The organism is Streptomyces violaceorubidus (assembly GCF_000717995.1).
Taxonomy (GTDB): Bacteria; Actinomycetota; Actinomycetes; order Streptomycetales; family Streptomycetaceae; genus Streptomyces; species Streptomyces violaceorubidus.
In genome coordinates, this window is the sequence record NZ_JODM01000056.1 from 1 (window position 1) to 15,465 (window position 15,465).

General features: G+C 69.3%; 6 protein-coding genes and 1 pseudogene. 6 read left to right on the forward strand and 1 reads right to left on the reverse strand.

What is annotated here, in order from left to right; genetic code table 11:
* Positions 1 to 963: 963 nt before the first annotated feature.
* The gene (locus IE94_RS0133105) at positions 964 to 9,213 is read left to right on the forward strand and encodes a hypothetical protein (protein ID WP_157849420.1); all 8,250 of its coding nucleotides are present in this window, start codon (positions 964 to 966) and stop codon (positions 9,211 to 9,213) included.
* A 631-nt stretch (positions 9,214 to 9,844) separates the two neighbouring features.
* Positions 9,845 to 10,000: pseudogene (locus IE94_RS41360) on the forward strand (IS3-like element ISMyma3 family transposase); the annotation flags it as partial.
* A gap of 357 nt (positions 10,001 to 10,357) precedes the next feature.
* On the opposite strand, the gene IE94_RS0133110 reads toward IE94_RS41360, so the two are convergent.
* Positions 10,358 to 11,278, reverse strand: coding sequence for a LysR family transcriptional regulator (locus IE94_RS0133110; protein WP_051777835.1), 921 nt, complete (start codon positions 11,276 to 11,278; stop codon positions 10,358 to 10,360).
* A 194-nt stretch (positions 11,279 to 11,472) separates the two neighbouring features.
* On the opposite strand from IE94_RS0133110, the gene IE94_RS0133115 reads away from it, so the two are divergent.
* The 4 genes from IE94_RS0133115 (at position 11,473) to IE94_RS0133130 (ending at position 14,890) form a co-directional block, all read left to right on the forward strand.
* Complete coding sequence (locus IE94_RS0133115; RefSeq protein ID WP_051777837.1) at positions 11,473 to 12,447, forward strand: glutamate ABC transporter substrate-binding protein; 975 nt, start codon at positions 11,473 to 11,475, stop codon at positions 12,445 to 12,447.
* 6 nt (positions 12,448 to 12,453) lie between these two features.
* Positions 12,454 to 13,101: an amino acid ABC transporter permease gene (locus tag IE94_RS0133120; protein ID WP_030191831.1), complete on the forward strand. Its 648-nt coding sequence runs from the start codon at positions 12,454 to 12,456 to the stop codon at positions 13,099 to 13,101.
* Positions 13,098 to 14,039 (forward strand): amino acid ABC transporter permease, encoded by a 942-nt coding sequence (locus IE94_RS0133125; protein WP_245235369.1) that lies wholly within the window; start codon positions 13,098 to 13,100, stop codon positions 14,037 to 14,039. The genes IE94_RS0133120 and IE94_RS0133125 overlap by 4 nt, the downstream gene beginning before the upstream one ends.
* A gap of 65 nt (positions 14,040 to 14,104) precedes the next feature.
* On the forward strand, positions 14,105 to 14,890 hold the full coding sequence (locus IE94_RS0133130; protein WP_051777839.1) for a class II glutamine amidotransferase: 786 nt from the start codon (positions 14,105 to 14,107) through the stop codon (positions 14,888 to 14,890).
* The last annotated feature ends 575 nt before the right edge of the window (positions 14,891 to 15,465 follow it).

Here is a 15,465-nt window from a genome sequence, read left to right on the forward strand (position 1 = left end):
GTGATTGAGACGTCAGACACCTCGATCAACAGCTCGGGGGCCTCGCTCGTTGCGCTTGTCGGCCCATCACCCGATCGGTGGCGACCTCGAAGAAGCTCAATGCGTCCGATGATTTGCGACAAGTTTATTGCTGGCATGTAAAATAGAGCGACTTGAGATCCTTCTCCATCTACCCTGGAGCGGTAATTGAAATAAGGTAATCTCAAGCGCGGGAAGGTCGGATTTGACGTGCCTGAATACAGGTCTGCCGATATCTACATCTTGCGGAAGTGCGGAGCAAGCTTTCGCTGCCGAAATGGCGACCCGGCTCCCGTCCATTAGAATTTTCCATGGAAATCAAATTCTCTTGGAAAGTGCTTTGGTGATGGCGGGTGGCTGAGGTATGCGGGAAGGCGTCGCGTCCTATTGGCCGGGCATGGCGGCTGGACTGTGTGCTAAGACTGTTCCGGCATGCTGGGGCGCTGAAGAACGCTGCGGGAGACGACTCGGCGACCCAACAAGATGAGTGCGACAACATCACCCGGCGCTGAGTCAAAGGAGATCAAGGAAGCCGCCCTCTGGATCCTCCCCAAGGTCGGTTGCGGCCCGCTAAAAGCGATCTCGGAGCAATCCAGGGGAATGTCTGACATGCCGACGCTATGCAGGACTTTTATGCCGACATTAATTCCGACCTGAGCGGGCCTCCTCGATACTGGTCAGGAGGTGACGCAAGCCCCACGTCGAAGCCTGGGGCCGGCACGTCGTGCTGCGAGTCACGCAGTCGCGAGCAATGCAAGGAATGGCCGACACTCTGGACAATCATGCGGTGACGCCGAAAGGGTCATGGTGCTCGTCCGTGAGATGCGCGAGGTAGTACCGCTCGGTCCGGCGGGCAGCGCCCAAGCGCCGTGATCGATGCGCCCCGGATAGCCGAGCATATCTAAAGCTAATCAGAAGAACTGTCATAATTTTTGGGAGAATCCCATGCTTCTGGCGGGCGCTCCGGTATTGACGGAGCTGGACGGCAAGGATGTGACCCTGCGGTCGTTGACGGTGAATGGTGGCGTCTTGCATGCCTCGCTGCCCGGGTTCACACCGGGGATCGCCGCGGCCCGGGACCCGATCGCGGCGTTGTTGGCTCGTAATCGGGCGGCGGTCGATTTCACCGGCTACTACCTCCAAGGTCTTCCGCCGAGTCGCCCGCTGCTTGCGGACTGGCGACCGTGGCCGTGGCCGCGGGGCCTCAACCCGTTTCTGCTGATGGCGCATTCGTCTCCGCTGAACCAGCTGTGCCTGATGGTGGACGGCGAGGCGCGGCCGGTCGCGGATCAGGCGCTGGGTTCCTGGCTGCGGGCGCTGCCGAATCTGAATACCTCGAAGCGGCCGCTGGAGGACCCGGTGGTGGTCTTGACGTGCAGCACAGGTGCGATGCGCCCGCAGCTCGCCGACATGGTCGGGCGCCTGGTCTGGTTTCCGCACGGTGAGATCACGGTAGGGGCCAAGCCGCTGGATGCGGTCGGTCGCGCGGCCGGGGACAGGGTGCGGTTGGGTCTGCGCCGCACTGAGGATGGAGAGGGCGGGCGGTTCAGGTCGTCCTACCCCCAGGGTCCTGCCGGTGACCGGGTGCGATTCGCCTACCGTTCGCGGTTCGCTTTCCGCCCCGCCGACTGGCTTGTCGAACGCTCCGCCGCGCCCGGCACCCGGGCCCCGGCCGGGGCGCGCCCGTACCCGATCGGTGGTGAGCGCGCCCTGGGCCTGTCCTACTTCGACCGGCGCGACCGCGCATCCCGCCTATCCGCTCTTGCCGCGCCGATGGTGGAGCCCTCCTACGTGGCGTGGACGCCGAACGACGCCTACCAGCCGGGGACCTCGGCGCATGCCGGCCCGGTCGCCGGGGTTCCGCGTGCGGCGGCCCAGCCGTGGCACACCCGGGAACTGGGCGAGCTGCCCTTCGGCCTCGACGGCGTAGCCACGGTGGCCTGCTACTTCGCCGATGGCCTTTTCGCCGTCTACGACGAGCGGCAGGACCTCACCTACTGGGAGATGCCGCTGGCCTTCGGCCGGCGCATGCGCAAGGACCTGGCGGCGGCCCAGGCCTCCGGGCCGCCGCCGCGGGTGCTGCTGTTGACCGACTTCGACGCGATCTCCGGGAACGCGCGCGAGCAGGTCGTGCAAGGGCTCGGCGGCCCGGAGCTGATCACCGTGAACGTGCCGTCGACCCTGTTCCTCGACGAGGACTCGCAGCACGGCGCTACCAGGTCCCGCATCGCACTGCTGCCCGCGACCAGCGGCCTTGCCGCCCCGGTGTGGACAGCCACGACCACCGCCGGCACTTCCACCACGCTGTCCCCAGGCCCAAGAGACCTGGGAGACCGTACCAACAGGGCACTGTCGGAGGAGGACTCCGTCTCCGCCCAGGATGACGTCTCTTCACTGGTCGAGCCTGGCGCGTCGTTCGATGAGGCCGCGTGGCGTGAGCAATCTGCTGCCGTGCTGGAGTGGGTACTCAAGGGCGTGAAAGAGCGGCGGGCCGCGCCGGCTGGCGGCGCGGATCAGGTTCACCCTCCGACCGTGCCACCTACGCAGTCCTCGATCGTGCAAGTGCCGGAGCCCGGACGGCCGGACATGTCACACCTCGTGGGCGGCATGGCCCCGTCGTCGCACGTCTCGAACCTGTCCGGGTCTCCTTCTCTGCTGCCGTACGGCACGAGCACGGCTGAGACGCGTCCATACGCCGCACCACCCATGACGAGCCGGCAAGCGAGTGGTCAGCACAGCGCCGAAGCCCCACAGTACGGGCAGCCGCCCCTGGCACGGACCGAGGGCACGCTTGCGGATTCCGGCTCCGCGGGGATGCCTGCCACGCCGAGCACGTCGGGCTCCCGGCGGGAACCTACCGAGCTCCGGTCGGGTGCCCAGAACGCCAACTCCGCAGCCTCCCAGCCCGCGTCGACCACGCACGGCACCGAGTCCGCCGACGACGGCCGACCGTCCACTGGGCCCCTGACCCCGGCTGAGGACCAACTGACCGGTCAGGTCGGCAACCCTGGTGCGGAAGCCTCGGTGGCAGCCAAGCCGGACATGCTGCCGGCGGCCGAGGAGTTCGTACGTACTCACATCCACGTCCCCGACACGGTCGAACAGCCCGCCAGTGCCCGGGCGGAACTCATCCGCCTGCTCAACCACATGCTCCGCAACCCGGACGTCGCCACCCGCGTCCTCGGCAGTGGTGTCCGAGTCGTCGTCGTGCCCCGGGACACCCGTGTGACCGACCTGGGGCGCTTCGCCCACCTAAGCAATGTTCACGAGCACATGGACAGTAGCGGCACCCGGACCTCCTGCGAGCTGCGCGCCCTCACCAACCCCGACCGGCACGTCATCGCCATTCCCGAGGAGAACCTCCTCGGCGAGACCACTCCCGTCCCGCCGCGCGGCCACTTCCCCGACGGCTGCTCCGCCGCCGTCCACGAACTGGCGCACATGATCCACGTCTACGGACTCACCGAACCCCAGCAGGCCCTCCTCGACACGCTTCACCGCGAAAAGCTCGCCCTGGGACCCCACGCCCTGTGGCCCGACGGACCCCGGACGGACCTCCAGGGTCGGATCACCGAGAACTACTCCTCCCGCAGTCCCGTCGAGTACTTCGCTCAGGCCACCAGCGCCTACCTTCACACCAACCACGGCACAGACCCGTACACAGGCCGCCCCCGCAATAACGGTCCCTGGAGCATTCGCGTCAACGAATCCGCACAGCTCTTCCACCTCCTCGGGACCCTCTACGGCGCTCGGCCAGAGCCCCTCGCCGCCAACCTGGTCCGCGCGACGCGGCGCCTCAACGACTCCTACGAGGCACTGCGCGACTACGACCACCTCATCACTACCCAGAGCGCCGAGCCGCCTGGCGACGGCCAAGGGGGCGACGGCGAAGGCGTCGTCGCCGTCGCAATCCCCACGAACACGGTCACGCCGCCGATGTACGACCTGCCCACCATCGTCGTCACTCCCCCCGCGGAGGACCTGCCCACCATCGTTGCGTCCCCGCCCACCGACACCGTCCCCGAGCGGGAGCGGCACCTCCAGACCATCTCCGCACCCGATCATGCGCCCGGTCCTGCCTCCGAGAGCGGACCTGAGCTCGCTCCGGAACCCGCCCCCGATCTCGAGGACGGCGCGCCCGCCCGACCGCTCAGCGACCCCGTTCTCCGATTCGGCACACGTCGTGACGGCGCGCTGGAACTCGCCCACATCACACCCGTCCCACAGGCAACCGTCGAATGGCTGCGGGAACGGGTGATCGAGCTGGTGGAGAACGGCCAGGGGCCGGATCCCGAGTTCCACGCCCGGGTGCGCCGCGTCCTGACCGCTCGTCTGCTGTCCGCCGAGTGGGCTCGGCTGTTCAGCGTCGCTGGCCTGCCCCTCAACGTTACTTACCGCAAGCGGCGGCACCCCGTCTCGCTCCGCCTCGGGCTCACTGCCCTCGGGCCCTCGCCCCAGCAGCTCGGCCACATGTCCGACGGACCGCCCGTGGGCGTGCAGCGCTGGGCCTTCGGCGTCAACGAAGCCGGTGACAGCGGTGGCAGCGGCGATCTGCGCGCCTTTGGTCATCCTTTCTCCCACACCTGGTCGGTAGACAAGGGTCCGCTGCGCCGCATCACGTTCACGCCGCAACCCAGCCTCACCTACAACCAGCTCACGACCTCGGTGACGGTCGGCACGACAGTGCAGCCGATGGTGCTGCTCCGAAGCAAGGGCCGGCACTGGCCGTTCGACTATGCGATGACCTGGGAACTGCGGCGCAACGACGGCCCGGTCACCTCGCCGCTCGGCACGCTGCCCGCCCTCGGATGGGAGCCCGCCCCAGGCCTCGCGCCGGACAAGCTGCTGGTGTGGTTTCCCACTTATCTGTCCACCTCCGAAGGGCTGCCCGACGTCGACCCCACGCGGCCGGAGAGCGTTCCCGCGCCGCTCTACCGGCTGCTGGACGAGGTACCGCTCTTCGGCCCGCAGGCCCTGGCAGACCACGACGTGCTCTTCGCCGATGTGCTGCGGTCCTTCGCCGACCCGTTGGACTCGCTGTCGGAGGGCTCCCGCCGAGAGCTGTTCGAGTTCTTCGGCGAGGGCAACCTACGCAGCAACCTCCCTCAGACCTGGGGTGGTTCGGTTGCCTCGCCCACTCTCTACACCTCCTCCGGCGAAGCCATCGGATACCTCCGGATCGGTGCTGAGCTGACCGGCGGTGACACCATCACCGGTCCCACCACGGCGAGTTCGGTGCTGGAGACCTACATTCTGCGGTCACTGCGCGTGCAGGGCAGCGCCCAGATCGGCAACGGCGCCGGCTTCAACGTGTCGATCACCCTGGGCTTCGGGACCGGAGCCCCCGACCCCCTCACCGGCGTGGAACCGCTGGGCGGGCAGTTTACCTTCCAGTTCGGTGGGCAGCATCAGTTCACCCATGTGCTGACCAGCGGAGGAAGTGCCCGCATTGCCCATTCGCTGCGGACGGCGACCCCGCTTCTCCAGGTCACGCCCCGAATGCGGCTACGTATCGCCCTCGTCCGCCCGGACGGCGCTCCACTCGGCCCCACCGCCGGATCGCCCCTGGACGGTGACAAGCAATACCCCGTCGTCATGCTGGTCCCCTCACTGGACGCCCTAGGCCATGTGCCGACCCAGACGCGTTACCTGCCGCCGGAGGTGCTGCACCTCAAACAGCTCGGGGTGTCCACCACCCCGCTTCAGGTCTCCGGCTCCAGCCCTCTCTTCGACCACGCCGAACGCTGGCTGCGCGACAACGGCTTCCTCCCCTCCGACCGGCCGCAGACACGACGGTGGGACAAGGCGATGGACCAGGCCATCCGCACCCAGAGGGTGAACAACCTGCGCAAGCTGGACCAGATGCGCTCAAGACTGGGGCTGCGCTCCGCCCTGGACGAGATGATCGAAGGCGGCGACACCACCTGGTTCGAACTCCCCACTCCGCTCGGCACCCAGCGCGTCTCCGTCCGTCTGGTAACCGAGCGCCGCTACACCGCGCCGGACGCCAACGCGGGTGTCGAGCACCAGCGCACCCTCCCCAAGATCCAGACACTGAACTACACGGGGTCCACGATCGCGGGAGAGCAGCATTTCCAGGGCACGCCCTTCGCATGGAACGTCGGTGGTGAGGGCGCCGTCATCAACCCGCTCGACGTCGACGGCGACCAGCGGCTCGAGCAGATCCGGCCGCACTACTCGTACACGTCGCAGACCACCAGGAACACAGGGTCCAGCACAGGTAGCGGCCACGAGTACTACATGCTCAGCCCCACGCAGAACGGCACACAGGTGTTCGCGGTCCCCGTCACCCACCGGATGGTCATCACTCACAGCCACGGCCCGAATCCCGAACCCGTCAGCGCGGACGGCAGCGTGCGCGTGGCCGTGCCCACGTTCCGCACGCTCGACCGTCCCTCCCCCGCTCCCCGCCCGGGACCGGCGACGGTCCGCGACCACCGCCACCGGGACGACCGGTTGCTCGCCCTGCCGAACCCCGGGCGCACCCTCGAAGAGGGTGTTCTGCGGCTGCCGGAGACGGCTCTGCTGGACCGGGTCGGCGGTAGTGCCGACCTGCGCCGTGAGGTGCTGGCCATGATCAAGGACATCGAGCACGCGGTGGCTGAGGAGAACGAGCGATACGTCATGCCGCCCACGCCAGGTGCGTGGATCGAGGAAGACGACGTCGAGGCACAGGACACCGCTACGGACGCGACGGTGGAACCGCGTGCTGTCCCCCGCCCGTGGTCCTCGCCTCTGCTGCGGGCCGTGGGCGGCCTCATCGCTGGCAGTGCACACTGGGTGAGCGGTTCGGTGGGCGACGCGGGACGCTGGGTGTGGCGCGCCTCGGTGGGCGAGCCGGCCACCGAGCACGAGTCGTCGGCGAACGAGGTCGCCGACACCGCGCTCTCCCCGCACCATCTGTCCGCCAACGCGCTGCGGATCTTCCGTGATTCGTATCCCGTCGAAGGCGCCGCCACACCGGGCGTGCTGGCCGGTACGGACTTCACGATCGAGGTGAGGGGGTATCTCACCGACGTACGGGTCCTGCCGCAGCCGCCCAAGCTCGACGCGGAACGCTGGCTGCAGTCCACCGACGCGTCCGCCTCCACCCGGAACAGGCAGGCAGGCCACCAGGGCGGCCTGTCCATGGCGGGCCGGTACGGCGGGAAGGGCGACGCTGTGGCGCCCCAGGGCGGCCTCCAGGCACGCGTCGCCCGTACGGAGAGCGTCACCGTCAACGACAACACTGGTGTCTTCCGCGTCACCACCGAGGACACCACGGCCGCGTTCCGCTTCACCGCAAAGGCCCACTACGTGGTGACCGTCCGCAGCGGCGTGCGCAACCTGGCCAGCGGCACCGTAGCCCCGGGACTGGGCGGCCTGAACCGTACCCGCGTAGTCGAACTTCCCGAAGGCGTGGAATTCCTGCTAGTGGACAATGACCTGCAGAACCACCCGGACCTGGCGGCGCTGGTCGCCGAGGCCGGCCAGACGTCCGCGTCCGTCGGCCCACCGGACCGCCGCCTTCCGGCATGGTACGTCGACAGCGGTGGCACCATCGGCGCGGGGGTGGTCACCGAGGTCCACGCCGGAGGCGGCCGAGACTCGTTCCAGCGGCGGATACACCGCCTGGTCCTGCAAGAGGCCCCGGGGGTGACCACGCCCGGTCACGCTGCCTACGTGCCCGGCGTGTTGACCCGGATCAACGAACTCTCCACCAGCCTCGGCCTGCGCACTCTGGTCAACGCGGGTCCCCAAGGGCACACAGCCTTCCATTTCGTCCACCGGTCCTGGCTCGGCCCCCGTCTTGTCGAGGTGGCGCTCGTCGCGCGGCCGGCCCCCGGACAGGACCTCTCCGCACACCGTGGCAAGCGGGTTACGACGACTTCCGGCATGGACAACGTGTTCGGCCACTCCCACGGCGACGGCACCGCCCTGGAGGTGCCGGGCGCCACCAGGATCAGCAGCACCCGGACCATCAGCGGACAGGTCGACTTCGTACCGCTCGGCGAAAGCAACGGCGAGCGGGCCAGGAGCACGCTGAGTCTGGCACGGCAGAGCAACCGCTCGGACGCCCAGAGCTCCAGCCGTGAACTGCGCTCCTGGCAGCGCACGTTCGGCAACACCAGTGAGTTTCCCGTGCCGTACGAGTACGAGGTGCGGGTCTCCTCACGCCCGCTGACCGAGTCCCTGGTCGGACGTCTCGCCGATCTGATCGGCGGCGTGCTGGACCGGGCGGCCGTGTTCGTCCTGCCCCCCTCCTCGGTCGGACTATTCCCCGCGTCCCGGATCGGGCGCCGGGAGGTGGAACCGGCCACCGCCGTGCTGCGGTTCAACGTCTCGGAGACACCGGACCAGGGGGAACGGCGAGCCGCGACCGTCCCGCCTGCCGTCTTCACGACCGACCCATCCGTGCCCCGCCCGACGCCGCCCCCCGGCGGGGTGGCCGTGGAGGCGGAGGTCCCAGCGGACCTGCGCGTCCTGCTGTCCAGCCCGGCCTGGGTGCCAGCACGGCCGATCGAGATCTACGACTTCGGTGGCATGGACGAGCTCAGGGACGCGCTGAGAGCCGTCGACCACTCTCTGAAGGACACCTCCAGGCCCCAGACCACCACGTCGACCGAAGGCATGCTCATTCGGCTGACGTCGCTGGCGCAGAGCAACCGACTGACCCCGCTGGAGCCCGCGGCCATCGCCCCGTTCCTCGGCCGCCCGGGCGGCACCGGTGTGTCGATGAAGATCACTCTGTACTCACCGCGCGCGGAGGTGACCAGCAAGGACACCGCCATCGACCGGATCGAGCTCTCCGCGGACGGCTTCCAGACACAGGCGAACAACACCATCACGCCGAGCCTCAGTTACAACCATTCCTCACGGTACGCCTCCACTGACCGCGGCGGACCGACCGTCCCGGTCCTGGGCGACCGCGCCATGCTCGGCCAGAACGCAAGCTCCTCCAGTCAGCGCCGCGAACTGCTGCGATTCGGCACACCGATGGCCAACGCCAAGGGCGAAGGCCTGGACGGCCACCGCGTCCGCGCCGTGGCACTAGTAGAGGTCCACGGCCCCAGCGGCACGCGCTGGGTCGCCGGAGACCTCCTGTTCCGTACGACCGAGACGCCTCCTGGAGCCGGACGGTCGGATCGGACGGGCCGGAGCGAACAGACCCGCGAAGCCGAACAGGCCCTGTGAGTTCCGGCACCCACCCGGCCAGGCCGTACCTCGGAAGGACAGTGCATGGCATCCGTGCGGGCGGCCGACCGCGCCTCCTGCCTGGCGGCGCGGGGTGCGGCCGCCTCACTCGAACGGGTGTGGTGGCGAATCGTTGCACCGCACGTGCTCCGGGTGGCGCCATGGTGGTGTGCCGTGGTGCGCTCCCGCGCTCCCTGCCCCTGCCGGTGGCAAGCCGACAACGATGACTGGGTGCCGAGCGGGGTGGCTCCCCTGGCTGTACCGCCCGGCACAGGTCCTGCCCGTCACCTCGGCCTGGGGCGTGGGCCGGTACTCCTGCCCTGGCCAGTCCTCCACGAACTTCGTCTACGAGGCGGTACAGCAGTACACGCACCGAGAAAGGAAGGACGGTGGTCTTCTGCGGCGACTGGGTATGTATGTAGGCGAGTTCCAGATTCTGTCACGGATCTTCGGGGGCCGTCGCGGAGAGTCGTCGTGGCGTTCGATAGTGGGCTCCACACCTACTGTTCTTCTGCACTGAACTTTGACGGTGCTGGCGTCCAGGGCGCGGACCTGTGCTGGGTAACTCGGTATCCAGGGAGCGGCGCGGCAAGCGCGTCGTCACCACGATCCCCGGCGGCCAGGCCGAGCAGCCCCGGACCTTGTCTACCGCGACTTCGTCGCCTGCGCCCCGAACCGCTGCTGGGTAGCCGATTTCACGTACGTGCAGACCTTCGCCGGCGTCGTCTACGTGGCGTTCGTCGTGGACACCTTCTTGCTCCGGATCGTGGGCTGGTCGGCCGCCACGCGCCCATGGGCCTACTCCAGGGGAAAAGGTCTGGACGGGCACCGGGTCCGCGCCGTGGCGCTCGTCGAGGTCCGCGGGCCCCGGGGGACGCGCTGGGTCACCGGCGACGTCCTGTTCCGTACGACCGAGACGCATCCCGGGGCGACCGGGCCGAGGTCATGGAACCGGTCGGGGAGGCCGATGCGCCGGAGCCGGTCGGTGAGGACGTGCCCGACGTACCCGCGACGACAGGTCAGGTACCGGACGGGACAGCGTCGCTCCTGCCTCCAGTGCAGGTCCCCACTCTGGCACAGCAGACGTTCGCCATCATGGCCCCGGCGTCGAAGCCCCCGGACGAGCCCCTGAGCTCGGTGGGTTTCACGGGCCCGCGCCCTCCTCCGGGACGGGTAGGGCGTGTGCCGCGCGACGTACTTCCTGCAACACCGCCGCGACAGAGGTGACGTGTGCCATGTCCGGCCACAGCAGCGCATACGTGTGACGGAGCGGCCAGCTCCGCAGCGGACGATACACCAGCATCGGGTCCATGCTGTCCCGCAGGGCCAGCTCACTCATGAGGCTGACGCCCAGACCCGCGGCCACGAGTTTCTGGAGAGTGCGGGTGTCATCGACGGTCGCGCTGAACCGGGGCTCGAAGCCGAGGTTCGTGCAGGCCGCCAGGAACCGGTGCCGGAAGCTTTCCATGACCCAGTCTTCGTCGGCCAGATCGGCGAGATCCACCGTCCCGCGCCCGGCCAGCCGGTGGTCGCAGCGCATGACGACACACCGGCGGTCGGTCATCAGTGGCACCCGTAGCATGGTCGACTCGCCCTCGGGCAGGCTGTCGTTGGCCCAGTTGCAGAGCAGGCCGAGGTCCGCCTCACCGGTCCGGATCATCCGGCGCGCCTCGGCGGGCTCGGCCTGCGCGACCGCGATCCGCACCCCCGGCCTGCGGGTCCGTAGTCGTTCCACGACTGGGGGCAGCAGGGCTGCACACCCGCTCTGGAAGGCCACCACGCGCACCAGGCCGCCGCCCCGGGCGACCCGGGCTGCGATGTCCTGGTCGGCGGCGCGCAGGGCGGAGAAGACGGTGTCCGCGTGCCGGACCAGGGCCTCTCCTGTGGGAGTGAGTCGCAGTCCGCGACCGGCGCGCGTCACCAGGGGTGTGCCCACCGCCCGCTGGAGACGCCTCATCTGGTAGCTGACCGCGGGTTGGGTGTAACCGAGGGATGCCGCGGCGGCCGTGTAAGAACCCGTGCGCGCGATCTCCGCCAGGACCTGTAACTGGCGTATTTCCAACACCTCCCGATCATAAAGGCTGTTGATGGGACAGCGAAAGAACCCTTGTTGGACAGGACACACCTGGATTGAGTCGAATGGAGACACGCTTCTCGTCGCCACCGTTGCCGCTCGCAGGAGTTGACGCGGGCGCGGGCGCGGTGGCCGAGCCCGGCCCGGTCATTCGGCCACCGCTCGTCCGTCCAGGAGAGACACATATGCTGAACCGCTCACGGGGCAGAATCACGTCGACACGTACCACCGCCACCTGTGCCGCCGTGGTGTTCGTCGCGGTGGCCTCCCTGACCGCGACAGCCTGTTCGGGCAACACCGCGGGCGATGGGAAGGTGCCGGGCGCCCGGACATCGGCCGCCGCGGCCGGGGCGGGATCCGATGCCGTGGACCGGTTGGTGCAGGCCGAGCAGCCCGCCGAGGGGTCGCTGCTGCCCAGCGGTTCCACCGCCGCCGGGATACGGAAGAGGGGGACCCTGACCGTCGGCGGCACCCAGACCGCCGCGCTGTTCTCGCTGCTCGACCCGACCACCGGCAAGGTCGAGGGGTTCGATGCGGCGATGTCCCGGCTGCTGGCGAAGTACGTGACGGGCAAGGACTCGGTGAAGAGGGTCAACGTCACCGCGGCCACCCGCGAGGCACTGCTGAAGAACCACGCGGTGGACGCGGTGCTCGCCACCTACACCATCACGCCGGAGCGGAAGAAGCAGGTCGCCTTCGCCGGGCCCTACTACGAGGACGGCCTGGCGATCGAGGTCCGTCAGTCCGAGTCCGGCATCAAGACGCTGTCCGACCTCGCGGGCAAGACCGTGGTGACCCAGGCCGCCTCCACCGCGGCCACCGCCGTCAAGCGGGGAGCGCCCACGGCGAAGATGCAGCTTTTCGACACCAACGTCGAGTGCGTACAGGCGCTGCGCCAGGGCCGTGCCGACGCGTACGTCCTCGACCAGGGCGTCCTGGCGGGCAACGCCTCGACGAATCCGGACGTGAAGGTGCTGGCCGGCACCTTCAGCAAGGAGCCGTACGGCATTGGACTGCCTTTGGACGAGCCGGACTTCAGGCAGTTCGTCCAAGGCTGGCTGAAGAAGATCACCGCCGACGGGACATGGGCGAAGGTGTGGAAGGCCACCGTGGGCACCCAGGTGCCCGGCCCGGCACCCGCGCCTCCGGCGATCGGCTGAGCGGCGATGGGCTTCGTCCTCTCCCATCTGGGTGTGTTCGGCAACGGTCTGCTGGTCTCCCTGGAGCTGAGCGGTCTGACGTTCCTGCTGGCCGGTCTGCTCGGCGGGCTGCTGGCCTGCTGCCGGATCGCTCCGGTGGTGCCGCTCCGACTCTTCGCCTGGGCCTACGTCGTCACGCTGCGCAGCATCCCGCTGCTGGTCCTGCTGACGCTGTTCGTGTTCGGGCTGCCGGAGGCCGGAGTCGTCTACTCGCTCTTCTGGACGGCGGTGACGGCGATGAGCCTGTACTGGGCGGCGTTCTTCTGCGAGGTCGTCCGCTCGGGTGTGCGGGCGGTGCCGCGTGGCCAGATCGAGGCGGGCCGGGCGCTGGGCCTGACCTTCGGGCAGGTGCTGCGGCTCGTCGTCCTTCCGCAGGCCCTGCGCTCCACGGTGCAGCCGCTGGCCTCGCTGCTCATCGCCGTCACGCTCAACTCCTCGCTGGCCGCGGCCGTCGGGGTGACCCGGGAACTGACCGGCCAGACCCAACTGCTGGACCAGCAGTTCGCGCAGCCCCTGATCAGCTTCGGCGCGGCAGCCGCGTGCTACGTCGCCCTCACCCTGCTGATCGGGCGGTCGGCGGCGCTACTCGAACGCCGGCTGGTGGTACAGCGGTGAGGCCCACTGTCCCCGCGGCCGCCGCCACGACCGCGGACCTCCTACGCGCCGACCCGGCGGCGGGCCCGGTGCCGCCGGGCCGGCGGCACCGGAGCGATCGGTGGGCGCGCCTGGTCGCCGACGAGGGCCTGTTCGATCCGCCGGGTCCTCGTGGCCGGAGGCGGATCGCCGTGGCCACGGTCGTGTCGGTGGCCGTCCTCGCCCTCCTTCTCGCCGCCGTGCTGCACCAGTTCGCGGTGCACGGGCAGCTCGCAGCGGACAAATGGAGTCTGTTCGTCCAAGCACCGGTACTCCGCTACCTGCTCGGCGGCCTGTGGGCCACGGTCCAGGTCACCCTGGCAAGCGCCGCGTTGGCGTTGCCGTTCGGGGCGCTCCTGGCACTCGGCCGGCTGGCCCGTACCCGTCTGCTGCGCGTGCCCTCCGCGGTGTATGTGGAGGTGCTGCGCGCCGTACCGCTGCTGCTGCTCATCTACGCGTTCCTGCTCGGGCTGCCCGAGACCGGTGTGCGCATGCCGCTGTTCTGGCAGTTGGCGGCTCCCATCGGGCTCACCAACGCGGCGGTGTTCGCGGAGATCTTCCGCGCCGGGGTGCGGGCGCTCCCCCGCGGCCAGACCGAGGCGGCGTACGCGCTGGGGCTCGGCTACTGGCCCGCCATGCGGCTGGTGGTGCTCCCCCAGGCCGTGCGCCAGACCTCGCCCGCTCTGGTCGGCCAGCTTGTCCGTCTGTTGAAGGACAGCACGCTCGGGTATGTCGTCAGCTTCCTGGAGCTGCTCAACTCGGCGAAGGTGCTGGGGGAGTACAACCACACCCTCGTCCAGGGCTTCCTCGTGGTCGCGTTGATGTACGTCCTGGTCAACTCCACGCTGGCGGCCATCGCGTGGGGGCTGGAGCGGCGTACGGGCCGTCCGCGCGGGGCCCGTGCTATCCGGTCCTGCTGATCCGTCCCGGGACGCACCGAGCCAGCCTGCGTCCCCGGAAACCTCACAGAACGTGGAGTACCACCATGTGCCGACTGCTCGGCGTCGTCTCCCGCACGGCCGCTCCCCTGAGCAGCCTGCTGGCGGAGGACATCCCCCCCTTTCTCGCGCTGGCCTGCGAACACGGGGACGGCTGGGGTATCGCCTCGCTCACGACGGAGGGTTCCGTGACCTCCGCAAAGGAGCCTGCCGCCGCCGACCGGAGCGAGCGCTTCCTGCCTACCCTGTGCGGGACGAGGACCGACGCTGGGCTGCTCCATCTGCGGATGGCGAGTCCTGGGCTGCCGGTACGGGCGGAGAACACCCACCCCTTCGGGGACACGGTGGTGGGCTTCGCACACAATGGCGACTTCACTCCGGCCACCTGTCTGGACGACGTGATCGGCGAGGAAGGCCTCGCCCGCGCCGAGGGCCAGACCGACAGCGAACGCTTCTACCTCGCCACGCGGCGCCGGATCGACACGGGCATGACGCCGCCCCGGGCCCTGCTGGCCACCGCCGCCGACATACGGGCGCGGGCGACCGGCTCCGCCAGCCTCAACTGTCTGCTCCTGACACCGCGGGGGCTGTATGCCTACACCGCGCACGATCCGCGCTCCGACGTGATCCGGCGGCGCGGCGCGGACTTCTTCGCGCTGAAGTACCGGCGGAGCGCGGACCGTGTCGTCATCGCCTCCACCGGCTGGCCCCAGGAGTCCCCGCGCTGGTCCACCGTGCCCGAGGGACAGGTCCTGGAGATACGCCGCCACGACCTGTCCACCGTGCTGCACGCGGACCGGACGCTCCAGCCGGGCGGCCGGACGGCGTCCTGACCCGCCTCGGCCGGGCGAACCGCCCGCCACCGGAAGGATGTCTGGCCGGTGCCGGCCCGTGCGCCATGGGCGTCGACTACGGCCGTGCCGTCAAGGACGTCGAGCCCGACACCCGCCAGTTGACCGACAGCGGAGGTCAACGCGCTGGCGAATCCGGTGGTTGTGGAGTCTCAGGTGTCGACGGCGGCTGCTCCGGCAAGACGCCAGCCGCGCCGCGGTCCCGGATACGCGCTCCGCGGAGCGCCGCGCCCCGGCCCGGTAGGTACCAGCCGACCCCGGCGAGCGCAGTGTCCTGGCGGGGGCGGGGGCGGGGGCGGGGGCGGGGGCGGGGGCGGACCGGTCAGTCGGAGTAGTTGAAGTCGCCGACGGTCCAAGCGATGACGTCCCCGATCGCGAGGCGATACATGCCGCCCGTCTCCCGGATGGTCACAGGGGCCTTTCACCAAGGCCGGGTAGTTAGCGTTTTTGCAGGTCAGGCAAGGGAGTTGAGAAAGTCCTGACATGGAGCAACGGAGCTCGTTGGTACAGGCAGTCGTCCAAGACAGCTTGTTCCCGAAGGAGCTCCGTTGCCCGAG

Bases quoted from the DNA above. Each gene is read 5' to 3' on its own strand.
- IE94_RS0133115 (WP_051777837.1), top strand. From the start codon at position 11,473: ATGCTGAACCGCTCACGGGGCAGAATCACGTCGACACGTACCACCGCC.
- IE94_RS0133120 (WP_030191831.1), top strand. From the start codon at position 12,454: ATGGGCTTCGTCCTCTCCCATCTGGGTGTGTTCGGCAACGGTCTGCTG.
- IE94_RS0133105 (WP_157849420.1), top strand. From the start codon at position 964: ATGCTTCTGGCGGGCGCTCCGGTATTGACGGAGCTGGACGGCAAGGAT.
- IE94_RS0133130 (WP_051777839.1), top strand. From the start codon at position 14,105: ATGTGCCGACTGCTCGGCGTCGTCTCCCGCACGGCCGCTCCCCTGAGC.